The organism is Jiella mangrovi, assembly GCF_017815135.1.
Lineage (GTDB): Bacteria > Pseudomonadota > Alphaproteobacteria > Rhizobiales > Rhizobiaceae > Jiella > Jiella mangrovi.
Window position 1 is genome coordinate 355004 of sequence record NZ_JAGJCF010000001.1, and the last position, 26502, is coordinate 381505.

Annotated in this window: 32 protein-coding genes; 17 read left to right on the plus strand and 15 right to left on the minus strand. The window is 64.0% G+C overall.

Annotated elements, in window-relative coordinates:
• Positions 1–313 precede the first annotated feature (313 nt).
• The 14 genes from J6595_RS01615 to J6595_RS01680 all read right to left on the minus strand — a co-directional run bounded on the left by J6595_RS01615 (position 314) and on the right by J6595_RS01680 (position 9664).
• Complete coding sequence (locus J6595_RS01615) at positions 314–1399, minus strand: phage portal protein (protein WP_209592699.1); 1086 nt, start codon at positions 1397–1399, stop codon at positions 314–316.
• On the minus strand, positions 1399–1932 hold the full coding sequence (locus J6595_RS01620) for a hypothetical protein (protein WP_209592700.1): 534 nt from the start codon (positions 1930–1932) through the stop codon (positions 1399–1401). The genes J6595_RS01615 and J6595_RS01620 overlap by 1 nt, the downstream gene beginning before the upstream one ends.
• The gene (locus J6595_RS01625; protein WP_209592701.1) at positions 1932–2552 is read right to left on the minus strand and encodes an HK97 family phage prohead protease; all 621 of its coding nucleotides are present in this window, start codon (positions 2550–2552) and stop codon (positions 1932–1934) included. Before J6595_RS01625 ends, J6595_RS01620 begins: the two co-directional genes overlap by 1 nt.
• Entirely contained in the window at positions 2552–3808 is a 1257-nt protein-coding gene (locus J6595_RS01630) for a phage major capsid protein (protein WP_209592702.1), read from the minus strand. The genes J6595_RS01625 and J6595_RS01630 overlap by 1 nt, the downstream gene beginning before the upstream one ends.
• Entirely contained in the window at positions 3793–4125 is a 333-nt protein-coding gene (locus J6595_RS01635; protein WP_209592703.1) for an HNH endonuclease, read from the minus strand. The genes J6595_RS01630 and J6595_RS01635 overlap by 16 nt, the downstream gene beginning before the upstream one ends.
• Positions 4116–5729, minus strand: coding sequence for a terminase large subunit domain-containing protein (locus J6595_RS01640; RefSeq protein WP_245197527.1), 1614 nt, complete (start codon positions 5727–5729; stop codon positions 4116–4118). The genes J6595_RS01635 and J6595_RS01640 overlap by 10 nt, the downstream gene beginning before the upstream one ends.
• Positions 5726–6082 carry a hypothetical protein gene (locus J6595_RS01645; RefSeq protein WP_209592704.1) on the minus strand — a complete coding sequence of 119 codons (357 nt, stop codon included), beginning with the start codon at positions 6080–6082 and terminating at the stop codon, positions 5726–5728. The genes J6595_RS01640 and J6595_RS01645 overlap by 4 nt, the downstream gene beginning before the upstream one ends.
• Positions 6083–6127: 45 nt before the next feature.
• A complete protein-coding gene (locus J6595_RS01650) occupies positions 6128–6337 on the minus strand; it encodes a hypothetical protein (protein WP_209592705.1) in 210 nt (69 codons plus the stop codon).
• Positions 6338–6344: 7 nt separating this feature from the next.
• Positions 6345–6974, minus strand: a complete 630-nt coding sequence (locus J6595_RS01655) for a DUF1376 domain-containing protein (protein ID WP_209592706.1) — start codon at positions 6972–6974, stop codon at positions 6345–6347.
• Between the two features lie 14 nt (positions 6975–6988).
• Positions 6989–7231 (minus strand): hypothetical protein, encoded by a 243-nt coding sequence (locus J6595_RS01660; protein WP_209592707.1) that lies wholly within the window; start codon positions 7229–7231, stop codon positions 6989–6991.
• Positions 7228–7482 carry a hypothetical protein gene (locus tag J6595_RS01665; RefSeq protein WP_209592972.1) on the minus strand — a complete coding sequence of 85 codons (255 nt, stop codon included), beginning with the start codon at positions 7480–7482 and terminating at the stop codon, positions 7228–7230. The genes J6595_RS01660 and J6595_RS01665 overlap by 4 nt, the downstream gene beginning before the upstream one ends.
• 77 nt (positions 7483–7559) lie before the next feature.
• Positions 7560–7763, minus strand: a complete 204-nt coding sequence (locus J6595_RS01670) for a helix-turn-helix transcriptional regulator (protein WP_209592708.1) — start codon at positions 7761–7763, stop codon at positions 7560–7562.
• A gap of 120 nt (positions 7764–7883) precedes the next feature.
• Positions 7884–8453: a hypothetical protein gene (locus J6595_RS01675; RefSeq protein ID WP_209592709.1), complete on the minus strand. Its 570-nt coding sequence runs from the start codon at positions 8451–8453 to the stop codon at positions 7884–7886.
• Entirely contained in the window at positions 8450–9664 is a 1215-nt protein-coding gene (locus tag J6595_RS01680; protein ID WP_209592710.1) for a tyrosine-type recombinase/integrase, read from the minus strand. Before J6595_RS01680 ends, J6595_RS01675 begins: the two co-directional genes overlap by 4 nt.
• 486 nt (positions 9665–10150) lie before the next feature.
• On the opposite strand from J6595_RS01680, the gene J6595_RS01685 reads away from it, so the two are divergent.
• From J6595_RS01685 to J6595_RS01740, 12 genes are all read left to right on the plus strand, one after another.
• Positions 10151–10339: a hypothetical protein gene (locus J6595_RS01685; protein WP_209592711.1), complete on the plus strand. Its 189-nt coding sequence runs from the start codon at positions 10151–10153 to the stop codon at positions 10337–10339.
• Positions 10336–10533, plus strand: a complete 198-nt coding sequence (locus tag J6595_RS01690) for a helix-turn-helix domain-containing protein (protein WP_209592712.1) — start codon at positions 10336–10338, stop codon at positions 10531–10533. Before J6595_RS01685 ends, J6595_RS01690 begins: the two co-directional genes overlap by 4 nt.
• Before the next feature lie 311 nt (positions 10534–10844).
• Positions 10845–11327 (plus strand): low molecular weight protein-tyrosine-phosphatase, encoded by a 483-nt coding sequence (locus J6595_RS01695; protein WP_209592713.1) that lies wholly within the window; start codon positions 10845–10847, stop codon positions 11325–11327.
• A gap of 5 nt (positions 11328–11332) precedes the next feature.
• Positions 11333–12130, plus strand: coding sequence for a fructosamine kinase family protein (locus J6595_RS01700; RefSeq protein ID WP_342453061.1), 798 nt, complete (start codon positions 11333–11335; stop codon positions 12128–12130).
• A gap of 87 nt (positions 12131–12217) precedes the next feature.
• Complete coding sequence (locus J6595_RS01705) at positions 12218–13048, plus strand: 3-oxoadipate:acetyl-CoA acetyltransferase (RefSeq protein WP_209592715.1); 831 nt, start codon at positions 12218–12220, stop codon at positions 13046–13048.
• Between the two features lie 49 nt (positions 13049–13097).
• The gene (locus J6595_RS01710; protein ID WP_209592716.1) at positions 13098–13946 is read left to right on the plus strand and encodes a phosphatase PAP2 family protein; all 849 of its coding nucleotides are present in this window, start codon (positions 13098–13100) and stop codon (positions 13944–13946) included.
• Between the two features lie 315 nt (positions 13947–14261).
• Positions 14262–15179: an ABC transporter permease subunit gene (locus J6595_RS01715; protein WP_209592717.1), complete on the plus strand. Its 918-nt coding sequence runs from the start codon at positions 14262–14264 to the stop codon at positions 15177–15179.
• Positions 15180–15183: 4 nt separating this feature from the next.
• Positions 15184–16641, plus strand: a complete 1458-nt coding sequence (gene livM, locus J6595_RS01720) for a high-affinity branched-chain amino acid ABC transporter permease LivM (RefSeq protein ID WP_209592718.1) — start codon at positions 15184–15186, stop codon at positions 16639–16641.
• On the plus strand, positions 16641–17600 hold the full coding sequence (locus J6595_RS01725) for an ABC transporter ATP-binding protein (RefSeq protein WP_209592719.1): 960 nt from the start codon (positions 16641–16643) through the stop codon (positions 17598–17600). The genes livM and J6595_RS01725 overlap by 1 nt, the downstream gene beginning before the upstream one ends.
• A gap of 5 nt (positions 17601–17605) precedes the next feature.
• Positions 17606–18355 (plus strand): ABC transporter ATP-binding protein, encoded by a 750-nt coding sequence (locus tag J6595_RS01730; protein WP_425342117.1) that lies wholly within the window; start codon positions 17606–17608, stop codon positions 18353–18355.
• A 1-nt stretch (position 18356) separates the two neighbouring features.
• Positions 18357–18710 (plus strand): DUF6867 family protein, encoded by a 354-nt coding sequence (locus tag J6595_RS01735; RefSeq protein WP_209592720.1) that lies wholly within the window; start codon positions 18357–18359, stop codon positions 18708–18710.
• 141 nt (positions 18711–18851) lie between these two features.
• A complete protein-coding gene (locus J6595_RS01740) occupies positions 18852–19970 on the plus strand; it encodes a branched-chain amino acid ABC transporter substrate-binding protein (protein WP_209592721.1) in 1119 nt (372 codons plus the stop codon).
• 528 nt (positions 19971–20498) lie between these two features.
• Here J6595_RS01740 and J6595_RS01745 read toward each other — a convergent pair.
• Complete coding sequence (locus J6595_RS01745; protein WP_209592722.1) at positions 20499–20945, minus strand: MarR family winged helix-turn-helix transcriptional regulator; 447 nt, start codon at positions 20943–20945, stop codon at positions 20499–20501.
• Positions 20946–21319: 374 nt separating this feature from the next.
• Between J6595_RS01745 and J6595_RS01750 the strand changes: the two genes are divergently transcribed.
• The 5 genes from J6595_RS01750 (at position 21320) to J6595_RS01770 (ending at position 26450) form a co-directional block, all read left to right on the plus strand.
• Positions 21320–21604: an acyl carrier protein gene (locus tag J6595_RS01750; RefSeq protein WP_209592723.1), complete on the plus strand. Its 285-nt coding sequence runs from the start codon at positions 21320–21322 to the stop codon at positions 21602–21604.
• Positions 21605–21828: 224 nt separating this feature from the next.
• Positions 21829–23040, plus strand: coding sequence for a beta-ketoacyl-ACP synthase (locus J6595_RS01755; RefSeq protein ID WP_209592724.1), 1212 nt, complete (start codon positions 21829–21831; stop codon positions 23038–23040).
• 64 nt (positions 23041–23104) lie between these two features.
• Complete coding sequence (locus J6595_RS01760; RefSeq protein ID WP_209592725.1) at positions 23105–24391, plus strand: beta-ketoacyl-ACP synthase; 1287 nt, start codon at positions 23105–23107, stop codon at positions 24389–24391.
• Positions 24392–24423: 32 nt separating this feature from the next.
• Entirely contained in the window at positions 24424–25491 is a 1068-nt protein-coding gene (locus tag J6595_RS01765; RefSeq protein ID WP_209592726.1) for a zinc-binding dehydrogenase, read from the plus strand.
• The gene (locus J6595_RS01770; RefSeq protein ID WP_209592727.1) at positions 25488–26450 is read left to right on the plus strand and encodes a lipid A biosynthesis lauroyl acyltransferase; all 963 of its coding nucleotides are present in this window, start codon (positions 25488–25490) and stop codon (positions 26448–26450) included. Before J6595_RS01765 ends, J6595_RS01770 begins: the two co-directional genes overlap by 4 nt.
• Positions 26451–26502 lie beyond the last annotated feature (52 nt).

Consider the following 26502-nt stretch of genomic DNA (forward strand, 5'->3'; position numbering starts at 1 on the left):
ACCGGCAGGGCGCCGGGCTGGGTCCACTCCGGCTGCCCTTCGTACCAGTTCGGACGTTTGGCCCGAACGATGTTCAGAGCGCCGAGCGTGACTTCTAAGGCGACCGCATCGGCAGCTCGCCAAGACCAGCCCTGCAGGCATAGGGATGCTCGAATGCCGGCGCGGCATGGACCCTCGAATGAGAACGCCGTTGGTTCGGCTTCACGCATCAGATCGGCAATCCGCTCCATTAGAACGCGCTGTCGATCGCGATTGAGACGACGCGGCTTCGTCACGCGGAGCGGCGCGACCCATGGGACGCGAGCAAGCATGATCAGGCCGCCTTGTCGTTTTCGCCCCAATTCACCATCGTCAGCGCCGCGTTGAGATCGCCGGGCGCAAGGCCAGCCTCCTTCGCTTGAGCGAGCGCCTGGACGATCGTCGCGAGCGCGCGAGCCCTGCCCCCGACATCGAACGCCTGGACCGGCCGCAACAGGTCGATCATCACCTCACTGCCGAGCTTTTTCGTCGCTTCCTCGGCGAGAAGCATGGCGATCGGCTGGAGGGTCCAACTCGCAAGATGCCGCTGCGCTTCCCTGACGAGCGGTCCTTGCGCATTGCTGGCAAAGAGAGCCGGAAGCACGCCGAAGGCACCACAGATCGAATTGCGGGCCGCTGAGAGGCTTTCCGCGATCTGAGAGCGCGAGAGATCGGGAGATACGTCCTGCGGCCTCCAGTCCTGCACAGGAGCCGGGCCGCCGGCTGCGGTGACGTTGACGCTCTCGCGCAACAGGACGCGGCCACGGCGCCCGCGGAAGCCCCTGCCGAGCGTTTCAAGATCGGTGTCGGTGCTTTCCGGGAACGGGACGATCTGAGAGCCCAGCGGGGCATTTTCATAGACCTCGGCAAGCGCGGTCTCGATGGCCTGGAGCGTGCCGGCGGTGATTGATGCTCGTTTGAGCGGGGCGGTGCCATAGTAGGGCGCGACCGGATCACAGCCGATGCGGAGGTGAAGCACCTCGCCGGCAAGGGCCGTCATCGATTGCCCGCCCCCGGCTTCGGAGACACTGACGCGATAGGCGGTCGGCTTGCCATTGCGAGTTCGCAGATCCCAATCGGCGCAGGGAACAAGGCCGGCGTCGTCGATCAGGAAGACGGCCTCGCCGCGAAGTGCGACAGAGCGGCCAATGAGCGCCAAGGACGCGCGATCAAGCAAATCGGTGCCGGAGACATCAGCGAGCGCGAAAGCGCCTTCCCAGAGGCTTATACAGCCCTGCGCGGTGGCAGTCAGTTCGGCGATCCCGCTCCGACCGGAGATATACGCCTCGCGCGCCGCCATGATCTCAGCGGTGAACCCAGAGGCCGCCGACCGCTTCTCGATACCGTTCCCGCCGAAAACGGTTTTCAGCCATCCGAGCATCACGCCCTCCGATATGGCCGGAGCAAATCACCGGCGCCGCTGTTCTGGACTGCACTCGCCAGCCACGACGGCGAGCGGCGGTGTGTGAGGGTAATCGAGCCGGCGGTGACGCTCTCGCTTGCAGCGCCAGCCTTGCCGGGCTTCGCGGCCATGTATTCGGCGAGCCGGCGGAAGGCTTCGGATACGACGGCCGGAACGGCGTCGGTTCCGACGGTGCCGGTGAAGCGGTAGGGACCGCAGCCGGGAAGGACGTAGCCGCCGAAGGGGGAAGGGCTTACTAAGGCGTCAATCCACTCGCCATCGTCCCACACCTCGATTGTCGAGATGGTCGCCGGGGTGAGCGGCGGGGACCATTCGCCGGAGCCCTCGACGATCCATTCAATGTCGCGAACGCCGAAGCGATGGGCGACGTAGGCTTCCATCCGTTGCCAGATCATCGTTGCGTCGAGCGCCGCAGCGGCTGCCGAGAGGCCAGCGGGAGCGTCGGGATAGCTGTCGGGTGTGCCTTCCGACCTGCGGACGGTGACTGCCATCAGAGCCTCCAGCGATTGAGGGGGACGATGCGCCGCGTCCCCAAAATCGGGGACACGTTCCAGCTCCGCTGTTCCTCGACGTTCGCCTCGTCGTAGGCGGGGCGGGTGACGATCGAGAGTTCGAAGAGGATCGCCTGAAGGATGGTCCTGATCAGCGCGCGGCCGAGGCGCGGATTCTCCTCCTCGACGATCTCGGCATGGTCAGGCGGCACGGCAGCCGGAGGCGGAATGCGGAAGCCCGGCGAGAGACCGATCGCGAGACCGGAGCCGATGAGCGCGAAGGCGTCCCGCGCATAGGACGTATCGGCCACCTCGGGGACGATCTCCGCGTCCAGCGTCAGGGCCTCGGGGGTGTCGGTAAACGTCAGGGTGCCGTTGTTCTTCGATGCGAGCGGCTTGTCGAAGGAATGCCCGACAAGCAGGTGAATATCGGCCGGCGACTCCAGCGAGTAGGTGAAGGCGCCGGGCGCGAATTGCTCTTTCTTCGGACGGCCCGTCTTCCCGCCATCCGAGAGCACGGCCTTCCGATTGTAGGGAAACCGCCCGCGAATGCGGCGCCCTCCCTTTCGAGAGGACGCGCGCACCTCGAGCGTCGAGTTATCGAAGCCGCCGAACAGCATCACTGAATGCCCGTCAGAACTTCGGCCTGGACCGGACGCGCGACCGTGACATCCATGGTCGCGAGCGCGGTGATCCGAAGCCCGCCGGAGGCAGCATCGCTGTAAGGGTCGCGGATCAGATCGACGGCGCCCCACGTCGCGACGAAAAACGGCGGAACGCCGCCCGCGGTGACAGTCAGGAGCGCCTTGCTCGCGGCCGGAGTGCCGGTAGGAGCGGCGAGCGCGTTCGTCGCCATAGTGACGTTCGGAATGTTCTTCGTCAGGCGGTCCCATTCGGTGACTGCCGAGCCGGCATCGACATAGGTTCCGTCCATCGCGTCCCAGACTTCCGGCCGCAGCAGGAGCCGCACAGCCGAGGGCGAAGCCGCCGCGTTCGCCAGCATGAACCGCGTCACCGCGGCCCGGAACGCCGACCACGACGCGGCCGCGTTGACTGCCGTCACCGTGATGCCGTAGCCCGCCGCATCGGCAATGATGCCGTCCGGCTGCCCCGAAGCGCCGGAGCCGAGGAAGATTGCCCGATCCATCTCCTGTTCGATCGCGCCGTTCATGTCGCGGCGCACGGCCTGTTCCAGCGCATCCCCCGACTGCTTGAGCGTCTTGCGGGTGATCTTCATCTGAATGCCCAGGGTGTGATCCGGGGCGAGCGGCTTGTCGGTCGTAGTGTAAGCTTGCGGCGCACCAACGGAGCCGGTTTCCGAGGACTGCCATCCGGCCGTCACCTGCGAGGTCGTGACCGGATATTCGATCTCGCCGGAACCGATGTTGATCATCGATCCGCCCATGCGCGCCGCGACACTAGCCGGAAACAGTCGGTCGATGATCGGTCGCGTCTGGATCGGGTCGGGCGTGCCGCTGGAAACAGTCTCGCCAGCGCGCTTTTCGAGCGCCGCCCAAGGCACGGGAACGCCACGATAGCCGCCCTGCGAACGAAGCTCCTGGACGATCTCGGCAGTGACGCCGCTAAGTTGCCGGCCTTCGTCGAGAGCAAGCGCGACCTGACGAAGTTCGAACTTGCCGACCATCTCCGAAAACTCGCGTTCGGAGCGGGTCTCCAGATCGTCTTTCGCCTCCCGGCGTTCGGCGTCCTCGGTGATCAGCGCCGCGCGATAGCGGGTCTCGTTGGTCCGATATTCCGCATCGAGGGTTTCCATCGAGCGGGTTTCGTCCTCGGATGGGGATTCCTTTCCGACGAGCCCGGCGAGGGCCTGGCGGATCTCGGACTGACGCCGAGAGATTTTCACACTGTCGAGCATTGGGTGCCTCCTTTGGGGGTCAGCTCGTTCACAAGGTCGCGCCATGCCTGGCGCCGTGGGTCGATCTCGGCGAGACCGATTTCAACGCGGGTTTTCCGCGAATGGCAGGGGACGCAGAGCGTCTGGAGATTGGAGAGATCGAAGGCGAGTTCGCGGTGCGTCCGCACCGGCTTGATGTGATCGACTTCGAGATCGCCGGCCGCGCCGCATTGGACGCAGCGATAGCCGTCCCGACGCTTCGCCAGCGCTCGGAGAGCCTTCCAACGGGGCGTGCGGTAAATGTCCGCCCCGGCGCGCTTGTATGTCTTCACGCCCATACCGCGCCCCTCGATTGTCGCGCCGGCCTTGCGACCTGTCGCGCCCCCTCAGCAACAGCGAGGACAGAGGCCGCCGCAGCGTCGATCCTGCCGAGCGAGCGGGCCTTGGCGAGCTTGTGATTGCCAGCGGGGTCAATCAGTGTGATCGCATCGGAGAAGGCAGACCGGAGAAGCAGCGAGGGACGGGTTTTCACGCATCCATCAAACAGCGCACGGCGGAAGCGCTCGATATCCTCGCTGCCGTCTTTCCAGCCGAAGCCTCGCCAGATGAACGGCACGCGAAGATTGGCTTTCGCCATGGCTTCGGAGAACTCGGCGTAGCGGAAGCGGTCGCCGACAATGCAGGTGATTGCCGAGCCGCCAGCGAGCTTGACGACTTCGGCAAGCCATGGACCGGGCGGGACCGTATTCGATCCCATCACCGTCAATTCGCCGCGATCGTTCATCTCGGAATAACGCCGCCCGACGCCATCAGCCGCGCCACGATCGGCGAGGGACGGGACCGCGGGGAACGTGCCGACCGCCTCCAGACGGCCCGTCTGCGGCCAGTAGAACGCCGCCGCCGACATGGAGCGAGAGCCGCCGAGATCGACGCCGAGAATGCACGGCCCGTCCCGGTCCGGGAGATCGTCGGGCGCCACCTCGGCAGTCAGCCACTCGTCAACGGTGATCAGAACCGACCGATCTTCCGTCGATACTCGTTCGTTGCGATTGAGATTGCGGAAGGAAGAGAGCGCTGAGCCGCCGCGGGCGATGGCGCGCCGAGCTTGAGTCTGGAGCCATTCGAGCGAGGCGCCGATGCCTTCGGTTGCACCGGGGTTCGCGATCAAGAGCGAATCGGCGTCATCGGCCGGAAGGCCGAAGGCCGGGCGATGCTCCTGGACGTATGTTCCGGCCGGAGGCTCGTCGAGCCATCGGCTGAAGGTGTTGGCGTCATCGGGCGCGCTCGTCGAGATGATCAGAGCCTTGCCGTTGCGCTTGCCCAGGCCAGAGAGGATTGCATTCTCCAGCGTGTCGCCCTTGTCGCGTTCCCAGGCAGCCCGTTCGTCGAGAATGGCGAGGGTCGGCGCGCCGCCGAGGATCGATCGGCCATCGGCCGCAATACTGCGAGCGAGCCCGCCGCCCTTGTCGAGATATTCGACCTCAAGCCGGGAGCCACGCCGAATGATGAACCGCTCGCGCTTGGCTTTCGGCAGGCTTTCGACGAAGCCCACAATGAAGTTGAAGGCGGTCTTTGCTTGATCGCGATTTCGAGCCGCCAAGAGAACGTCGCGCTTTGGCTGCGCATCCCATTCGCCCATGATCGAGCCGAGCGCGAGGCCGGCCGAAAGCGCCGTTTTGGCATTGCCGCGACCGATCGAGAGCACGGCCACCATGTTCGCGGGATCGAGAGCGCCTTCAACGAACTTTCGTTGGAAGCCGGCGAGCTTCAGCCGCTTACCCGCCTTCGGTCCTTCCGGGATTTTCAGAGCCTCAAGGAACCGGATCGCCTTTTCGGCGGTCGATTTTCCCCGGGCAATCTTGGGAGAGAGAGAAGAACAGCCCGCCCCCTCGAAGCCTCCCCCACCCAGACGGCCCGGCATTGGCACCACTTCGGCACTCATTGCCGCGCCTGCACGATGAACAGCGCACCGGATGCGTCACGCCCTGCGGTGATGACTTCGTAGGTCTCTCCGCCGACCGTGATGGTGTCTTGCTGCGATGGGATGATGGCAATGGTGGTAACGAGGATGACGATCTTGATGTCGGTATCGCCGATCACCTGCCCATCGCGGTCGCGGTCCTCATAGAGTTCGATCCATCCGCGCCCCTGATACTCGACCGAGCCGCCCACGTCGTCAGGATCATACGGATCGCCTGGCACAGTGCGCGTTACCGTCACGTCGCGCGGGACGTTGGCATCCGTGAGCGCCTGTGTGACTTCCGCGGCGAGTTCGCTTTCAAGGATCGAGACCATGCCGAGTGTATGCGGGAACCGGCATGGCCCATGCCATCGGGCGCTTTAGGCTGCTTTGGGGTTCTTTGGGGTTGCCCGGTTTTCGGCCCTGCGCATCCAGTCCGAAAGCTCGTCTTCGAAGGCATAGAGCCGGCCGCCGGCTTTGTAGATCGGCGCATCGCTGTCGCGTGCCAGCGCATAGACGCCATCGGCTCCCATGCGCAGGAAACGCCCGATCGCGCCCGCTGTCCAGATGATCGGCAAGGGTGTCGTCATCGCGCCCTCACTGCATCATGATCTGATCGAGGATGGATTGATCGAGCCGACCTTCCATCAGCATCGGCAATGCTCTCTCGACCTGACGCGGCTGAAGATCATGGCGACGAAGGAAGGCCCGCCCCTCACTGTCAGTCTCAGGGATCGAGAAGCATCCGGGCCGGCTCTCTCGCGTGCGCGCGTACGTGCGTGTAGGTGCTAACCTTTCTTCGTAGCGTACTTCATCTGGCGCTGGTGCTGGTGGCCATTGGTTATCCATTGGTTCTGTCATTGAGCCTGCCATGCGTTTGCCAATGGCATTCGCATTGGTTCTGCCAATGGTCCTGCTATCCTTCGACCATCGCTTGTCAGCGCCCTTTCGTCCCGCCGCGACTTTGCGTTCGCGCTTCTCGGCGGCATCGGCCCTCATCTCGTCCAGCTTGGGGAGATGCCAGCCGTCATCGAACAGATCGCAGATCCCGGAGCGGACTTCCGTCCATCGATCGGGAGCAACGCCAGTCACTCGCATCAGTCGAGCGTCGTCGTTCGGCAGACCGCCATGCTGCCAGTAATGTCGGCGAAGGCGCTCGTAAGCGCCGAACTCCTCGGCAGTGAGGTGGCCCGTTAAGGCCGCCTCGTCACCGATATATGTTTTCATCCAAGCGAGGTCCGTCATAGCGCCCCCGCATTGAGGCCGATCAAGCCTTCATCGGAGAGCCGGCGCCGTTCGCGGTTCAGCGCCCCCTCGGTTTCGACGCGGATCGTTTCAACAGGCTGGCCACGCCGATGGATTATGAGGACGTAGCCGCGGCCTGATGGCTCGAACGTGAAGTGAGACTTTGCGCCGATGGCTTCTGTCGGGTTGGCGCGCTCGAAAGGCTTCCTGCCTTGGGACAGGTCGCGAGGGCCGCTCATTCGCCGTCCTCCGGCTCGCCTTCGTCCTCGACGTTCAGCTCGCCATCGACGATCCAACAGGAGGCATAGCTTGCCGCGCCCTGGTGGATCGTTTCCAGCCTGCCGAGCGATGGTTCCTTGTCGGACGGGTCTTCTTCCAAATCGTGTTGGAAGCCAGCCTCGGTCCAATAGCCGCTACCGCCGAGGTCCGGCTCGTTGTCGCCGCCGTCCTCGGCATCGGGCTCAAATTCGAGGTCGGGATCGCCGTCCATCTCGTCGAGAACGTTGATCAGGGCTTCTATCTTGGCCTCAGTCTTTCGGCGCTGCTCAGTCTCGATAACCGCCCCCATCACGCCACCTCGCGATTGCGGTCGGCGATGCGGTCACGAATCCAGTCCTCGACCTCGGCACGGACGAACGCCACGCGCTTGTCGCCGAGGGGGACGGCTTTGGGAAACTTGCCTACGCCACGCCAGCGATTGATGGCGGTGCGGCTGAGCGAAGTCAGCCGGCAGGCATCATTGAGACTGATCAGATTTGGGGTGTCGGGCATCTGCCGCTCCATCAAATGAGCGGCGGGTTTGACTATGCCGCTCGGGTTGAACGGCCCCTCTAGTAACCAGATCTATCAGCCGGTCACGCCTGTGAAATCTCCAGAAACCCCACTCTCAGTTTATGCAGATGGTTTCTGCCGAAATTCTTCTTCCCAAGCGTAGATGGATTTTGGCGAAGGGGGTTTCCCTCCTACCGCTGCTTCCATCTCCCTTTGGAGTTCCTTGATGCTACGTCCCTTTCGATCGCAGCCCTGTTGGAAGTACCAATGCTTGGCGGGATGCTGCGGACGCCCGCCCTTGTCATTTGGCGGCAAGAGTTCGTCCAACGCCTTGCGGATCACTTCCTCGGCATGCCTGTCATCAATCAGAACTCGCGCACCATGCCATTCGGAAAGATGGGCGATGTGGTGGTCCATAGGGTCAAAAACGCTGCACTGCAGTCGCGATGCAGGAACATAATGAAGCTCGTCAGGAGACAGTCGCGCTTCTCGCCGGTCAGGATGCTGTAAGATCGCCCCGTCTCCATGCTCGCGGAGCACATCGCAACAAACGCCTTTGATCGTGTTCTCGATATGAAAAATCCAGTAGAGGCGACCGGATGAATAAAGATCCATCTTGTCCCACTTCGGAATGTTTTTCGCCCGAAGCTTTTCGTTAACTTGCTCAAATATCCATCCAATGTACTTCATGAGCCTGCCGCCATGAGAACAATGTTGTCAGCAAATCTGGCCATGCAATAGCCCGCCCATGCATCCATCAGCTTCCGCCGCTTCTCCAATGCATCGCCGCGTCGATAGGCGCGCTCCACTGCATCGCCGACCGAATGCGCGAGCGCGGCCTCGGCGACCTCGCGCTGGAAATTGGTTTCCTCGGCGACCCAATCGCGGAAGCTGGAGCGGAAGCCGTGAACGGTGAACTCGCCAGAGCCGGCCGACTTGAGCGCCTTGGCAAGCGACATATCGGAAAGTGGACGGCCTGTGCGCTGCCCCGGGAAAACCAGATCATTGACGGCGGTAGCCTTCATCGTCCGAAGGATTTCGACGGCGCGCGCAGAAAGCGGAACGCGGTGCGCCTTGCCGGTCTTCATTCGCTCGGCGGGGATGGTCCAGAGCGCAGCCTCTAGATCGATCTCTTGCCATGTCGCGCCCCGCGCCTCGCCGCTGCGAACGGCAGTCAAAACCGTGAACTCCAATGCCCTTGCTCCGACGCCCTGCACTTCATGGAGTCGCTGGAGGAATGCAGCGACTTCGGCGAAGGGCATGGCGGCGTGATGCCCTCGCGATAGCTTTGCGGGCGCCGGAAGGATCTGATCAAGATGGCCCTTCCATTGCGCAGGATTCTCGCCAGAGCGCAGCCCTCGCGCCTTGGCGTGATCGAGCACAAGTTTGGTCCGCTCCCGGACCTTCGTCGCCGTCTCCGGCTTGTCATGCCAAAGCGGGCGAAGGACACGGAGAACGTCTTCCGTCGTCAGCTTATCGATCGGCACTTTGCGAATGGAGGTGACGTAGCTTCCTGCGAACCGCTCCCACGCGGCAACTGTCTTGGCACCACGCCACTTCGGCCGCATCGTCGTGATGTACTCGTCTGCGACTTGGCCGAATGTGATCACGCGAGCCGCGGCCTTGCGCTCTGCCATGTCGGTTTTCGGATCACCGCCGGAGCCGACGATCTCTCGGGCTTCATCTGCCTTCGATCGAGCCGTAGCGAGTGAGACGTGAGCCGTTCCAGAGCCGTAGGGTCCAAGGCCGATCTCTCGCCGAGTGCCGAAGCGCCTCCAGATGAAAACCCATGATCGCCGGCCTGTCGCCTGGACACGCAGGTAAAGCCCATCACCGTCGCCGTAGATGCCCGGCGTGGTTAGACTCCTGATTTTGCTGTCCGTCAGCTTGTGACGTGGCATCCATAACGCCTTTCATAACCGGCTTGGCTGTCACTCGGGATAACCTGTGCGACCACTTTGCCATGGCGGTTATGAAAATCAATATGATGAGTGCAATAAAGTCATTAGTTTCAGCGGCTTGGATAAGGCCCGGGGAGCCAATTCGGTTGCATCGATAACCCGTTCATCCCTAGAAACCCCACGGTTTCTGGGGTTTTTTCGTTTCCGGCCTTCGCTCGACCCGGTCAATTTGGGTTACAAATCAGGTTACAAAACGGGCTACCCGAAAATCTGCACCATGGCAGATCTCATTTCTCTCTCTGCGCAAAATGGCGGAAACCTGTCGAATGCAGCCTCGAACGATCGGTCCCTCCGAGGCGCAAGATCGACGAGACCATTCTCAACCTCGCCAGTGTTTTGAGATTGATAAGCCGCCGGTGTTTCTCGATTCACAGGGCCTTTTGCCCTATATTGAGGGCGTCGACAGGGCAATGAAGCCCGCCAGTCTTGGAGATCGACATGAGCGAAGCTGAATTGCAAAAGACCCTTTCGGAGATCGACAAGCTTCAAGCGGAGACACGCAAGCTAGTCGCCGAGGCGGGAAAGCTGAAGGTCGAGACCTTCCTTTATCCATTTATCGCCAGCGCCACCTTGATCGGCGCGACTGCCGCGGCCATGCGTCTACTCCTCGGATGACACCGACAGAATTCAGGCAGGCCCGGCGCCAGCTGGGCCTTTCCGCGTCTCAGCTCGGCGAGATCCTCAACACCGACCCGCGCACCATTCGCCGGTGGGAGCAGGATGACGAGACACGCCCGCCGAACCCGGTAGCGGTGCGCGTCATGCGCTGGATGCTGGAAGGCTTTCGCCCGCCGGAATGGCCTGTCTGATCGGGTTGCTTTTATCGGGATAAAGTGGGTTGGATTTTCAAGACCCGGGGCACCTGCCACCTCTCAAGCCATCGACTTTTCTATAGTTTTAGGGTCTCCGCTAAAACGCCAGCCCCGGCGCCGGGGAGCCACTCCTCACCTTTTCGATGTCCCGATGATTGGGCCGGTCCCTCAGATCTCGGCCTCCGTGCTTTGGTCCGATAGCGAAACCCGGCCGGTGCGGTCTCCCCGCGCTGCCGGCCGAGATTTGCCGAAACGGCTCGGTGCGCCAACTGTCTCTTCCCGTGACGAAGCGTTCCAGCGGAGATAGCATGAGTGAAAAGCCCGCCATTCTCTTCGTATGTCTCGGCAATATCTGCCGGTCGCCGCTGGCGGAGGCCGCCTTTCGCGCCGCAGCCGAGCGCGAGGGCCTCGATGTCCATGCCGAATCGGCCGGGCTCGGCAAGTGGCATCTCGGCTATCCGCCGGACCCGCGCGCCCAGGCCGTCGCCCGGCGCAGCGGCATCGAAATGGGCGACAAGCGCGCCCGGCTCGTGACGACGGACGACTTTCGCCGCTTCGATCACGTCATCGGTCTCGACGCCGACAATCTGGCCGGTCTCCGCCGCCTCGCTCCGGCAGACGCTCATGCCACGGTCAGTCTGCTGCTCGATCATGTGCCGGGCCGCGAAGGTCAGTCGGTCACCGATCCCTATTACGAAGACGATTCGGCCTTCGACGACGCCTGGAACGACGCCTGCGAAGGGGCGGAGGCTCTCGTGGCGCGATTGAGGGGCGAAGCGGCGCAGCGATGAGCGCCATGGCCGAACGGGCCGCGCGACTACTCGGCGGCAAGATCGCGGAATGGTCGCGCTTTGCCGGCGGCTCGCTTTCGAGCCTCGACCTCGTCCGCCTCACGGATGGCCGCGAGATGCTGGTCAAGTCCGGCCCCTCCCCGAAAGTCGAGGCGCGGATGCTTCGCGCCATCCGGGCAGCCGGCGTGCCGGCGCCGGAGGTCTTCGCGGCCGACGACACCGTCCTTGCCATCGAACGGCTGCCGGACGATGGCGGCCTGTCCGGCGCCTGGGGCGATCTTGGTATGGTTTTGCGCCGTCTGCACGAGGAGACCGGCGATCGCTATGGCTTCGAAGACGACTACGCCTTCGGGCGCCTTGCCATCCGCAACACTTCCGACGACGACTGGCCACGGTTTTTCGCGCAGAACCGTCTGATCGCCGCAGCCACGGGCACCGGTTCCGACATCGAACGCCGCGTCGAGGCGCTTTGCGGCCGGCTCTGCGACATCCTGCCGCGACGGCCGAAAGCCTCGCTGCTTCACGGCGACCTGTGGAGCGGCAACGTGCTTACCTTTGCCGGCAAGGTCTCCGGCCTGATCGATCCGGCCTGCTATTTCGGCGACGGCGAGGTCGACATCGCGATGCTCGGCCTGTTCGCCAGCCCGTCCTGCGCCTTCTTCGACGCCTATGGCCCCTTGCCGCCGGGACATCGCGAGCGCGCGCCCGTCTATGCGCTGTGGCCGGCGCTGGTGCATCTCAATCTCTTCGGTTCCAGCTATCGCGGCATGGTCGATGGCTATTTGCGCCAGACCGGTCATTGAAGCCGGGGGCTTTCTTTCGAGCGAAGTCTCATCCCTTCGAACCGCGAAAGCCTTTCCGTTCGCACCTTGCCGGCCAGATATGACGGGATGACCGAGCCCTGCATCATCACCGTCGCCATCACCGGGTCGCTGCCGAAAAAGGCCAACAATCCGGCCGTGCCGATCACCGTCACCGAGCAGGTCGAATCGACCCACGCAGCTTTCGAGGCCGGGGCCAGCCTCGTTCACTGCCACGTGCGCAACGACGACGAGACCCCCTCCTCCGATCCGGAGAAATTCGCCCGGCTGATGGAGGGCGTGCTCAAGCACTGCCCGGGCATGATCGTGCAGTTTTCGACCGGCGGGCGGTCTGGCGCCGGCCGCGAGCGCGGCGCCATGCTGTCGCTGAAACCGGACATGGCTTCGCTGTCGACCGGCTCCGTCAATTTTCCCACCAGGGTCTACAAGAACTCGCCCGATCTCGTCGACTGGCTGGCGGAGGAGATGCGGCGCTACGGCGTCAAGCCGGAGATCGAGGCCTTCGATCTCTCCATGATCTTCAAGGCCGCCGAAATGGCCAGGGCCGGGACGATTGCCGGGCCCCTCCACGTCCAGTTCGTCATGGGCGTGAAGAACGCCATGCCGGTCGATCGCGAGAGCTTTGCCTTCTTTGTCAGAACGCTGAAGCGCCTCGCCCCGGACGCGACCTTCACCGGCGCCGGCATCGGCCGGCACCAGACGACCCTTGCGGAATGGAGCCTCGAGGAAGGCGGCCACTGCCGCACCGGGCTGGAGGACAATATCCGCCTCAGCCGGGAGGAACTGGCCCCCTCCAACGCCGCGCTCGTCGCCCTCGTCGCCGAAGCATGCGCCCGGCGGGGCCGCCGCCCCGCCACGCCGGACGAAGCACGGCGCCTCCTTTCGCTTCCCGCCGCCTGAGCACCAAGCGCCATCCATTCCGCCCTCCAGACCGACGGCCGCCAGACACATGAACCCGAAGAAACTGACACCAAGCCGCCTGCGCCGCCTCTCCCTGTGGCTCTGGCAAAGGGTGGAAATCTGGACGCTTCTCGGCGCGCTCTTGATCGCGGGGGCGATCTGGGCCTTCGTCTCCATCGCCGGCGAGGTGGTGGAGGGCGATACCAAGGGGCTGGATCGGGAGATCCTGCTGTCTCTGCGCTCCGCCAGCGACGTTTCGGATCCGATCGGCCCGCGCTGGCTGGAGGAATTCGGTCGTGACGTCACGGCGCTCGGCGGCACCGGCATCCTGATCATGATCACGACCTTCGTCGCGATCTATCTGTGGATCTCGGGCAAGCGCCGCTCCATGGTCATGGTCGTGGCGGCGATCGCCAGCGGCTTTGCCATGAGCCAGATCCTGAAGCGCAGCTTCGACCGGCCACGGCCCGATCTCGTGCCGCATGGCGACTACGTCTATACGGCGAGCTTCCCGAGCGGCCACGCGATGATGTCGGCGATCACCTATCTGACGCTCGGCATCCTGCTCGCACGCGTCGAGCCGAAGCGGCGGGTGCGCGCCTTTCTCCTCGGCCTCGCCGTGTTCCTCACCGTGATCATCGGGATCAGCCGGGTCTATCTCGGCGTCCACTGGCCCTCGGACGTCCTCGCCGGCTGGACGGCGGGCGCTGCCTGGGCGCTGATGTGGTGGCTCGTCGCCACCTGGCTCGAACATCGCGGCGCCGTCGAGCCGAGCCCGCAGAATGTCGCGGGGCCAGAGACGATCGGTCTGCCCGATCGAACCGAACGCGACGCGATCGAACGGGACCTCGCCGAAAAGGGCACCCCGGCCCGGAACACGGCGGCACGACACGACTGACCGCTGGCCGCGCCGCTTCGGGCCATACGACTTTCGTCGTAGGCCCTATGGGCCGGCCTGGCGCGGCGACGCGGGTCCTCCCGGCGACAAGGCGCCGGCCGCGCACCGAAAAAGGGTCGGCAGCTCACCCAAGGCGATCTGCGTTCCAGCTCCGGCAGAGGCCCGGCCTGCGCTTTGCCGACCAATTTTTTCACGGCCTAGGCTTGCCACGCCCGTCCCTGCTATGGAATTCATCATGCTCATGGACGCGGCGTTCCTGACACCAGACCGCGCCATGCTTCGCAATGACGAATAAGAACCGACACAAGGCGGTCGATGGAATATTTTCTGCAGCAGCTGATCAACGGAGTGACCCTCGGTTCGATCTATGGATTGATCGCCATCGGCTACACGATGGTCTACGGCATCATCGGGATGATCAATTTCGCCCATGGCGAAATCTTCATGATCGGCTCCTTCATCGCCCTTGCCGTCTTCCTGGCGCTGGCCGCCCTCGGCATTACCTTCCTGCCGATCGTGCTTCTCCTGATGGTCATCGTCGCGATGATCTGCACCGCGGCCTGGGGCTGGACCATCGAGCGGGTCGCCTACCGGCCCTTGCGCGGCTCCTTCCGCCTCGCCCCGCTGATCACCGCGATCGGCATGTCGATCTTCCTGCAGAACTTCGTCCAGGTCACCCAGGGCGCGCGGGTCAAGCCACTGCCGCCGCAGATCCAGGGCGGCATCACCTTGATGGACTCGCCGAACGGCATCGTCGTCCAGCTGTCCTATATCCAGATCATCATCATCGCGATGACCATCGTCCTGATGACGGCCTTCTCGCTGATCATCTCCAAGACATCGCTCGGCCGCCAGCAGCGCGCCTGCGAGCAGGACCGCAAGATGGCTTCGCTGCTGGGCGTCAACGTCGACCGGACGATCTCGCTGACCTTCGTGATGGGCGCCGCGCTCGCCGCCGTCGCGGGCATGATGTTCCTGCTCTATTACGGCGTCATCGACTTCTACATCGGCTTCATCGCCGGCGTGAAAGCCTTCACCGCGGCCGTCCTCGGCGGCATCGGCTCCTTGCCCGGCGCGATGCTCGGCGGTCTGGCGATCGGCCTGATCGAGACCTTCTGGCAGGGCTATTTCTCGGTCGAGTACAAGGACGTGGCCGCCTTCTCGATCCTTGCCATCGTCCTGATCTTCCTGCCCTCCGGCCTGCTCGGCCGGCCCGAGGTCGAGAAGGTCTGAGAACATGACCGATACGACAAGCTCCGCCAGCGCCAACCGTCCGGAAGGCGCCGAGAGACTTTCCGAAGAACGCCGGGATGCCATGCGCGGCGAGCCGCCATTCGCCGAGGCACCCTCGGACGACTCTCGCCTCGTCCGAGCCCTCAAGGAAGCCGCGATCACCGCCGGGCTCGTCGCCCTCCTGACCGTCTTCTTCTTCCTGTTCCGCACCGACATTGCCGTCGGCGGCCTTGCCCTGACGCTCGATCCGGCGCTCTGGATCATCGCCGTCGCCATTGCCTTCGTCGGTCGCTTCCTGCTGACCTATTTCGTCTTTGCCGGCGAGAAGCCGACGATCGGCGGATGGAAGAAGGTGGCGTCGACGGCTGCCAGGTGGCCCATCGGCAAGGCGCTCGGCATCGTCCTCCTCGCGATCGCCTTCACCCTGCCCTTCCTTCTGGCGATCTTCCTGCCGAGCCAGAACCGCTATCTTCTCGATCTGGCGATCCTGATCCTCACCTATGTGATGCTCGGCTGGGGTCTCAACATCGTGGTCGGCCTCGCAGGTCTCCTCGATCTCGGCTATGTCGCCTTCTATGCGGTGGGTGCCTATTCCTTCGCGCTGCTGGCCACCAATTTCGACCTCGGCTTCTGGGTCTGCCTGCCGATGGCGGGCCTGTTCGCCGCGCTCTGGGGCATCGTGCTCGGCTTTCCGGTGCTGCGTCTTCGGGGCGACTATCTCGCCATCGTGACGCTCGCCTTCGGTGAGATCATCCGCGTCGTTCTCTTGAACTGGTCGGACTTCACCGGCGGTCCCAACGGCTTGCTCGGCATCCCCAAGCCCACCTTGTTCGGCCTCGAGTTCAGCCGCGGCGAAGGCTCGTTCTCCGACTTTTTCGGCCTCGACTATTCGTCGACCCAGCGCTTCGTGTTCCTCTACTACATCATCCTGGCGCTGGCGCTTTTGACCAACTTCGTGACGATGCGCATGCGCAAGCTGCCCGTCGGCCGCGCCTGGGAGGCGCTCCGCGAGGACGAGATCGCCTGCCGCTCGCTCGGCATCAACACCGTCAACGTCAAGCTGACGGCCTTTGCCACCGGCGCGATGTTCGGCGGCTTCGCCGGCTCGTTCTTCGCCACCCGCCAGGGCTTCATTTCGCCCGAAAGCTTCACCTTCATCGAATCGGCGATCATCCTGGCCATCGTCGTTCTCGGCGGCCTCGGCTCGCAGCTTGGCGTCGCCATCGCGGCGGTGGTGATGATCGGCGGCATCGAGCTCTTGCGCAATCTCACCTTCCTGCAGGCGATCTTCGGCGCCGGCTTCGATCCGACCCAGTACCGCATGCTGATCTTCGGCCTCGCCATGGTTCTGATCATGGTGTGGAAGCCTCGTGGCCTCGTCTCAACGCGATCGCCCTCGGCGGTCTACAAGGAGAAGAAGGCGATCGGCGGCGATCTCGTCGCACAGGGCGAGGGTCACTGATGCCGTACGAAAACCACAACTGGGCTGCCGATCCCGTCCTTTCGGTCGAACATCTGACGATGCGTTTCGGCGGCCTCGTCGCCGTCGACGACCTGTCCTTCGATGTCGGCCGCGGCGACATCACCGCCCTCATCGGCCCGAACGGCGCCGGCAAGACCACCGTCTTCAACTGCGTCACCGGCTTCTACAAGCCGACCGAGGGGCGGATCGCGCTTCGCCGGAACGGTAAGGTTCCAGGCGACGTCATCGCCGACCTGACGAAGAGCGGCCGGCAATATGACGAAACCAAGGAACACGCCGTCTTCCTGCTCGAGCGCATGGCCGACTTCAAGATCACCGAGATCGCCGGCGTTGCGCGCACCTTCCAGAACATCCGCCTGTTCGGTGGCATGACCGCGCTCGAAAACCTTCTGGTCGCCCAGCACAACAAGCTGATGCGGGCGTCCAACTACACGATCGGCGGGCTCTTGGGTCTGCCCGGCTATCGCCGGGCGGCCGCGGCTGCCAAGGAGATGGCGGTCGAATGGCTGCGCCGGGTCGATCTACTCGACCGGGCCGACGATCCGGCAGCTGATCTGCCCTATGGCGATCAACGGCGGCTGGAAATTGCCCGCGCGCTCTGCACCAATCCGGTGCTCCTGTGTCTCGACGAGCCGGCGGCGGGTCTCAACCCGCGCGAATCGGCCGAACTCAACGGGCTCTTGCGGTCGATCCGCGACGATCATGGCGTCTCCGTGCTGCTGATCGAGCACGACATGGGCGTCGTCATGGGAATTTCCGACCACATCGTCGTTCTCGACTACGGCAAGAAGATTTCCGACGGGACAGCATCCGAGGTTCGCAGCGATCCGAAGGTCATCGCGGCCTATCTCGGCGTCGACGACGAGGAGGTCGAGGAGGTCGAGCGGGATCTCGAAGTGACGAGCGGCGCGACGGGCGCCGAAGGAGGCGCCCGGTGAGCGCGGTGGAAACGAGCAAAACCCAGCCTGGCGGTGAGCCACTGCTCGCGGTTCACGGCGTCGAGACCTTCTACGGCAAGATCCAGGCCCTGCGCGGCGTCGACATCGAGGTCCATCGCGGCGAGATCGTCACGCTGATCGGCGCCAACGGCGCCGGCAAGTCGACCCTGATGATGACGATCTGCGGAAATCCGCAGGCCCGGTCCGGCCAGATCGTCTACAATGGGACGGACATCACCAATCTGCCGACCCATGACATCATGTCGATGTCGATCGCCCAGTCGCCGGAGGGCCGCCGCGTCTTTCCGCGCATGACGGTGATGGAAAACCTGCAGATGGGCGCGATCCTCGAGGATGAAGGCTATTTCGAGGACGATCTGCGCAAGGTGTTCGAGCTGTTCCCGCGGCTGAAGGAACGTCAGGGCCAGCGCGGCGGTACGCTTTCCGGCGGTGAGCAGCAAATGCTGGCGATCGGCCGCGCGCTGATGAGCCGGCCGAAGCTCCTGCTCCTCGACGAGCCCTCGCTCGGTCTCGCGCCACTCGTCGTCAAGCAGATCTTCGAGGTGATCCGCGAGCTCAATGCCAACGAAGGCCTCACCGTCTTCCTCGTCGAGCAGAACGCCTTCCACGCCCTTCGCCTCGCCCATCGCGGCTATGTGATGGTCAACGGGTCGATCACCATGGCCGGCACCGGGCGGGAGCTTCTCGCCAGGGAAGAGGTGCGCAGCGCCTATCTCGAAGGGGGAGCGCACTGACATGACGCCGGAAATGGGCATCATCTGGGAAGTCTCGTTCTGGGAATTCCTGTTCGTAACCGTGATCCTCGGCGGCGGCGGCGCCTGGATGATCGGCCGATCGACCGCGCTGACCTGGAGCGGGTGGGGTCTTCTCGCGTTTTACGTGGCGCTTCTGGCGATCGCCGTGCGTTTCATTCATTTCAGCCTGTTCAACGGGACGTTCCTCTTGCCGGTCTCGACCTTCGGCACCGGCCTATACTACGGTATCGTGGATTTCATCGTCCTGTTTGCCATCGCCGCGGCCGGCCGGATCTTTGTCAGGAACCGGCAGATGGCACTGCAATACGGCTTTCTCGGCCGGGCGGATGTTTAAGCCGCGAGAAAAGCTTGCGAAATTGGCCGGTTCCGCTTCCATGACGGAAGATTCCGGGCTTTAATCCCCGTCAGGTAGGGGGAGGTCGCTACCTGGTGCGGCGGGTTCGCCGCAATTTTGTTCAACACAGGGAAGGTTCGTATGAAGAAGGCACTTCTTACAGGCGCAGCGCTCAATCTCGTTTTCGCGAGCGCGGCCTTTGCCGACATCACGATCGGCGTCGCCGGTCCGATGACCGGTCAGTATGCAAGCTTCGGCGAACAGCTGAAGATCGGCGCCGAGCAGGCCGTCGCGGACATCAACGCCAAGGGCGGCGTGAACGGCGAAATGCTCAAGCTCTCCGTCGGCGACGACGCTTGCGATCCCAAGCAGGCCGTTGCCGTCGCCAACCAGTTCGCTTCCGAGGGTGTTCCCTTTGTGGCGGGTCACTTCTGCTCGGGCTCCTCGATCCCGGCCAGCCAGGTCTATGCCGACGAGCAGATCGTCGAGATTTCGCCGGCTTCGACCAACCCGGACTTCACCGACAAGCGCCCGGGCGACGGCATCTTCCGCGTCTGCGGTCGTGACGACCAGCAGGGCGAGGTTGCGGCGAAGTACATCGCCGACAACTTCAAAGACAAGAAGATCGCGATCATCAACGACAAGACCGCCTATGGCGCCGGCCTTGCCAATGAGACCGAGAAGAACCTGAAGGCCGACGGCATGGAGCCGGCGCTGGTCGAATCCTACACGGCCGGCGAGAAGGACTACACCGCCCTCGTCACCAAGATGAAGCAGGCGGGCATCGACCTCGTCTATATCGGCGGCTACCACACCGAAGCCGGCCTGATGGCGCGCCAGATGCGCGAGCAGGGCATGAAAACCGTCATCATGTCCGGCGACGCGCTGGTCACCGACGAGTACTGGGCGATCACCGGCGACGCCGGCGAAGGCACGCTGATGACCTTCTCGCCCGATCCGCGCAAGAACGAGGCCGCCAAGCCCGTCGTCGAGGAACTGGAGAAGAAGGGCGAGACGGCCGAAGGCTACGTCCTCTACACCTACGCCGCGATCCAGGCCTGGGCGGACGCGGCCGAAGAAGCCAAGTCGACCGATTACGACAAGGTCGTCGAAGCGCTCAACTCCGGCACCTTCAACACCGTCATCGGCGACCTGAAGTTCGATTCCAAGGGTGACGTCACCCTGCCGGGCTACGTCGTCTACGAGTGGAAGGGCGGCAAGTACGACTACGTCGACAGCGCCGACGCCGGCTCGAAGTAACGGATCGGGCCGAAAGGGCCGACGATCCTGGCGAAGCCGGCTCTTCCGGCTTCGCATCGACCCGAACCTCATGAAAACGGGCCGCCGTCGCGCAGACGCGGCCCTTTTTTTGCAGCATCGATCCGAAAATCGGAATCGATTTGCGGAAAGCACGATGCGAAGACTCAAAAAGTTTGAGCGCCCTTTGTGCGTCCGTTCAGTGGACTCAACGCGATCCTCGAAGCCCGGCCACGACTTGGTCGAGAAGGCGCACCATTCAACGCTTCGTCATTCTCGGGCCCCGTTCCGAGATTCCAAAAACGTTTGATACAATAGAAGCTTAATCGGCGCACTGGATGCTCGGGACGGGGGCCGAGCATGACGAGCGCGATGCAAGCGGACGCCTAATCTCGAAGTGTCAGGCACTCGATATGCGCCGTTCAACGAGACTGGCGTGCAAACTGGCGTCCATTCGAACGCACGGGCTCTCAGTGCGACGCGCTGGCGTTTCCGCCCTTTAAGCGTGTCCCACCGCCCGCGAACATCGCCTCAGTGACTGATTGCCCTGTCGAGCCCGGTCAGGCCGGCTTCGAGGCCGCTCCGCTCGGCTTCGGACAGACTGCCCAGCACGGCTGATTCCGCCTCGACGATCTTCGGCAGAAGATTCGCGAGCGCCGTCCGGCCCGCCCCGGTCAGCGTCAGATACTCAAAGCGCCGGTCCGACGTTGCGCGCTCGCGCTCGACCCAGCCACGCTGGTCGAGGGACGCGACGGCCCTGCTGACCTTGGTCTTGTCCATGGCGGTCAACTCGACGATGTGGGTCGAGGTCAATCTCGACCGATCACCCCCCAGCGCCAGCAGCACCGCGAATTCGGGGGATGTCAGGCCCTGCTCGCGCTTGTGGACGCGGGACGTCACACGTCCGAGTGCGGTCGCGGCTCGAATCAGCCGGTTGGAAACAAGAACTGGGTGATCTTCATCATTCAGGCCCTTCATGATCTGGCCCCTTGGTTGAGACTAATCATTGGTTCATCGAAACATTCTGTTTGCCGGATACATTCACGACTGCCCGGTACTCTCGCTTTTACGTGTTGCCTTGTTTGACAGTGGCGCGCACAAGCGAGAATGGTAGAGTCGTAACTAAACGCAACTTCAGCTTGGCTCGGTTTCCGGTAACTTGCAAGTCGTGACGGTTGAAATCTTACGTTTATATCAGGATTATCCGGCACGGAAGAAACGGAGGCCGCGCTCGAAGCCCGTGGCGCAATCGCCGCTGCCCGGCGCAAATGTCGAACACGCTTTGCTTTTCGCGCGCCTTTTCCCTATAGCATCGCGCCAATCCCATCAGACCAGCGCATAAGGATAGGTCATTGTCCTCAACATTCGACCGGGTCGCGGACATCATTGCCGAGACGAGCGAGATCAACCGCGACGAAATCACCCCCGAGAGCCACACCATCGAGGACCTCGGCATCGATTCCCTCGATTTCCTCGACATCGTCTTTGCGATCGACAAGGAATTCGGCATCAAGATCCCCCTGGAGAAATGGACCCAGGAGGTCAATGAGGGGCAGGTCCCGACCGAGGAATACTTCGTCCTCAAGAATTTGTGCGCCAAGATCGACGAATTGCGGGCGGCGAAAGCGGCCGGCTGAGCCGGTTCTTGCCAAACCGAGGATAAGGTGGTGTCCGTCCCAGGATCGCAGGTCGACAGGCCCATCTCGTCTGTGCAAGGCCCCTTGCCTTTGACGGCTCACGCCGCATGGGCAGGTCGCCTCCGTGTCAGGGCATGTGTTGCCGATTGCGTCGTGGTCGGCTCCGCAATAGACAGGCCCCTCGCCCGCCAGCTAGCAGGCATCGAGACCCATGGATTCAAGGCATGACTGACGAGCCAAGGCACGTCCTGATCACCGGCATCGGCCTGGTCTCCTCGCTCGGCGAGGGCATCGGCGCGCATCTCGATTTCTTCGGGCGCGGCCCGGGGCTGCAGCCGAATATCAATTCGCAAGACTACGCGCCCTATTACGTTCACGGCCTGCCGCCGATCGACTGGTCGAAGCAGATCCCCAAGCGGGGCGATCAAAGGCAGATGGAAACCTGGCAGAAGCTCGGCACCTATTCGGCCGGCCTTGCTCTCGAAGACGCCGGCATCCCGATGGACGAGACCGTGCGCGGCGAGATCGACATGATCGTCGCGGCCGGCGGCGGCGAACGCGACGCGGCGGTCGACGCGATGGTGATGGAGCGGGCCCGCGGCTCCAACGACGCCGGCGGCGTGATCAACGACACGCTCTCCACCGAGCTTCGCCCGACCCTCTTCCTCGCCCAGCTTTCCAATCTGCTCGCCGGCAACATCTCGATCGTCCATAAGGTCACCGGTTCCTCGCGCACCTTCATGGGCGAAGAGGCGGCCGGGATTTCGGCGCTTTATTCGGCAAGAGCGCGGATCGCCTCCGGCCAGAGCGAGATCTGCCTTGTCGGCGGCGCGTTTTCCGCCGAGCGCAAGGATCTGATCCTCAATTTCGACCTTGCCGAGCTGATGCTCAGGGACGAGTGGCGGCCGGTCTTTGCCCGTTCGGGCGCCCATCAGGGCATCGCGGTCGGCAGCGTCGGCGCCTTCCTGGTGCTGGAATCGCCGGAGCACGCGGCCAAACGCTCGGCCAAAGCCTATGCCCGGCTGACCTCGGCGACCGGCGATCGCGGTCGGCGCGAGAGGGAAAGGACGTCTCAGCGCTTCGCCGATCTCCTGCCGAAGCTGTCGTCGTCGATGGACGAGGTCATGGTCCTGTCCGGCGCGACCGGGCTTTCCGATCTAGCCTCGATCGAGCGCGAGGTTCTGGCGCAGCGCCTTTCCGGCGCTCCGCTGCGCGCCTATGGTACGATGCTCGGCCATTCCTTCGAGGCGCAGATGCCGGCCGGCGTCGCGCTGGCTGCCGGCGCCCTGTCGCGCGGTATGGCGATCCCGCCTTTCGATACGGGCGAGGAAAAGCCGGCTTCGGCGGCGCCGCGCCAGGCTGTGGTCACCAGCATCGGCCATCTTCACGGCGAAGGCGTTTGCCTCGTCGAGGCGATCGAGGCGAGCCGGCCATGAGGATCGTGACGCGCAGGCCAGACAGGCGCCGATCCTTGCGGCCCGACAACAGGAGCGTTTCCTCATGAGCGCCAGCGACACCGACTTTCTCGGCCGTCCGGTCATCGCCGTCACCGGCCTCGGCATCGTCTCCTCCCTCGGCAAGGGCGTCGAGGCGAACTGGGAAGCTCTGACGGCCGGCCGTTCGGGCATCCACCGGATCGACCGGTTCCCGACCGATGGCCTTCGCACGACGATCTCCGGCAGCGTCGACTTCATGGGCGAGATGGGCAGGACCTCGACGGGCCTGTCCTATGCCATGGCCGAAGCCGCAGGTTCCGAAGCCATCATCATGGCCGGGCTGAAGGACGATGATTTCGCCGGCCCGCTGTTTCTGGCCGCGCCGCCGGTCGAGATGGAATGGCAGCACCGGCTGCGGCTCGACAAGATGGACGGCGCCGAAATCGAGGAAGCCGGCTACGACCGGCTCCTGCAGATCGCCCGCAAGCATCCCGATCCGTCGATCTATCACCTCACCCAGTGCAGCCGGATCTCCGAGCTCCTCGCCGACCGGCTGGGCACGCGCGGCCTGCCGATCACCCTGTCGACGGCCTGTGCTTCGGGCGCCAGCGCCATTCAGCTCGGCGTCGAGGCGATCCGCCGGGGCGAGACGGAGCGGGCGATCACCATCGGCACAGACGGTTCGATCACCCAGGAATCCCTGATCCGCTTTTCGCTGCTTTCGGCGCTGTCGACCCAGAACGAGGTTCCGGAAAAGGCCTCAAAGCCCTTTTCGAAGGATCGCGACGGCTTCGTCATGGCCGAGGGCGCCGGCGCATTGGTGCTGGAATCCTACGCTGCCGCCAAGGCTCGCGGCGCGACGATCTACGGCCTCATCCTCGGCTGCGGCGAGCGCGCCGACGACTTTCACCGCACCCGCTCCAAGCCCGACGGCTCGCCGATCATCGCCGCGATCAAGGCCGGGCTCGCCGATGCGGGGCTCGAGCCGGACGGCATCGACTACATCAATGCCCATGGCACCTCGACGCCGGAAAACGACCGCATGGAAGCGATGGGCCTTGCCGCCGTCTTCGGCGACAGGCTGAAGGAGACGCCGATTTCCTCCAACAAGTCGATGATCGGCCACACGCTGACGGCGGCGGGCGCCATCGAGGCGGCGTTCTCAATCCTGTCGCTGAAGGACGGGCTCCTGCCGCCGACCATCAACCACACCAATCCGGACCCTGCCATCGAACTCGACGTCGTGCCGAACGAGGCGCGCCGCCAGGAGATCGGCGCGGTTCTTTCCAGTTCCTTCGGCTTTGGCGGGCAGAACGCCTGCCTCGTTCTCGGCCGCGCCCCAGGCGCCTGAGCGCAAAACTTCAAACCGTCAGGTTCAAACTCATGCGCGCACTTCAGCTCTTCGGCGATCGCGATCTCCGCTCGGTCGACGTTGCCCCTCCCCCTGCACCGGAAGCCGGCGAGGTCACCGTCAGGATTTCCGCCGTCGCGCTGAACCACATCGACGTCTGGGGCTGGCGCGGCATGGCCTTCGCCAAGCGCAAGCTGCCGCTGACCGTCGGCGCCGAGGCTTCCGGCGTCGTCGAGGCGATCGGGCCTGGTGTCGCCAATGTCCTGCCTGGCCAGCTCGTCTCGATCTACGGCGCGCGCACCTGCGGCCTGTGTCACCAATGCCGGGCCGGCCGCGACAATCTGTGCGAAAATGTCGGCGGCGTGCACGGCTTTCACCTCGACGGCTTCGCACAGGAAAAGATCAACCTGCCGGCCCGCCTGCTCGTCCCCGCGCCCCACGGCTGCGACGCGGTCGGCGCGGCGCTCGCCCCGGTGACCTTCGGCACGGTCGAGCACATGCTGTTCGACAACGCCAAACTCGAACCGGGCGAGACGATCCTCATCCATGCCGGCGGCTCCGGCATCGGCTCGGCGGCGATCCAGCTTGCCAAGCGCATGGGCTGCACCGTCATCACGACTGTCGGCTCAGACGACAAGGCCGAGCGGGCGAAGGCACTCGGCGCCGATCACGTCATCAACTACCGGGTCGACCGCTTCGAGGGCGTCACCCGCAAGCTGACGAAGAAGAAGGGCGTCGACGTCGTCTTCGAACATGTCGGCGCCGACACATGGGCCGGCTCGATGCTGTGCCTGAAACGCGGCGGGCGGCTGGTCACCTGCGGTTCGACCTCGGGCGTCTCGACCCAGATGAACCTGATGCAGCTCTTCCAGCAGCAGCTGAAGCTCTTCGGTTCCTTCGGCTGCCGCATGGAAAACATGGCGAACGCCATGGAGAAGATGGCGCGGGGCCTCGTTCATCCGGTGATCGACACCGAGATCGGCTTCGACGGGATCGATCTCGCCTTGAAGCGCATGGAAGCGCGCGAGGTCTTCGGCAAGATCATCCTGCGCGTCGATGGCGATGGCGCCGGCAGCGGGGCGCCCGGCGCCGCCGCATGAATCCGCGCCTACTGAAACTTGCGCTTCGGGCGAAGCGCGCCGGCGACTTCGTCACGGCGAAAGCGCTCTTCGGCCTCTTGCGAGTGCTGCGGCTGCTGCCCGCCGATACGGGGCTGGCGATCGCCGATCGGGCGGCGCGGCTGCTGGGACCGCTCTCCTTTCGCCACGGACTGGCCAAGGAGAATCTCAGAAGGGCTTTCCCCGAGAAGGACGAAGCCTGGGTCGAGGCGACGGCGCGGGCAAATTGGGGCCAGATGGGCCGCATCGCCGCCGAATTCGTCTATCTCGACGATCTCTTCGATTTCGATCCCGAAAAGCCCGGCGAGGGCCGCATCGAGGTCGTCGGTATCGAGACCTTCGTCGAACTGCGCGAGCGAAAAGGCCCGTTCATCTTCTTCACCGGGCATCTGGGCTGTTTCGAGCTTCTGCCGATCGGCGCGGCCGCCTTCGGCCTCGAATTCACCGCCCTCTTCCGCCAGCCCAACAACCAGTATGTCGCCAAGCGTGTCCAGGCCGCTCGCCGCACTGCCGGCGGCCATCTGATCCCGTCAAAGGCCGGCGCCGTCTGGTCGCTCGCGGGCATCCTGAAAGGCGGAAGCTCGGTCGGCGTTCTGGTCGACCAGAAGTTCCGTCGCGGCGTTCGCTCGACCTTCTTCGGCCTTTCGGTGAAGACAAACCCGCTTCTGCCGAAACTTGCCCGGCAGTATGACGCGGAGGTCTATCCTGCCCGCTGCATCCGCCTGCCCGGCGGGCGGTACCGGCTCGAACTGCAGCCCCGGTTGGAGCTTCCGCGCGACGAAGCCGGCGAGGTTGCAATCGAGGCGAGTTGCCAGATGCTCAACGACGTCGTCGAGGGCTGGGTGCGCGAGCACCCCGACCAGTGGATGTGGTTTCACGATCGCTGGCAGATCATGGGCAGGCGGAAGAAGAAGAAAAAGGCCACGATCGCTCGAAACTGACCGTGGCCTGTGTGCGATATGGCGACGGGCCGGATGCCCGGCGCCCAACCTT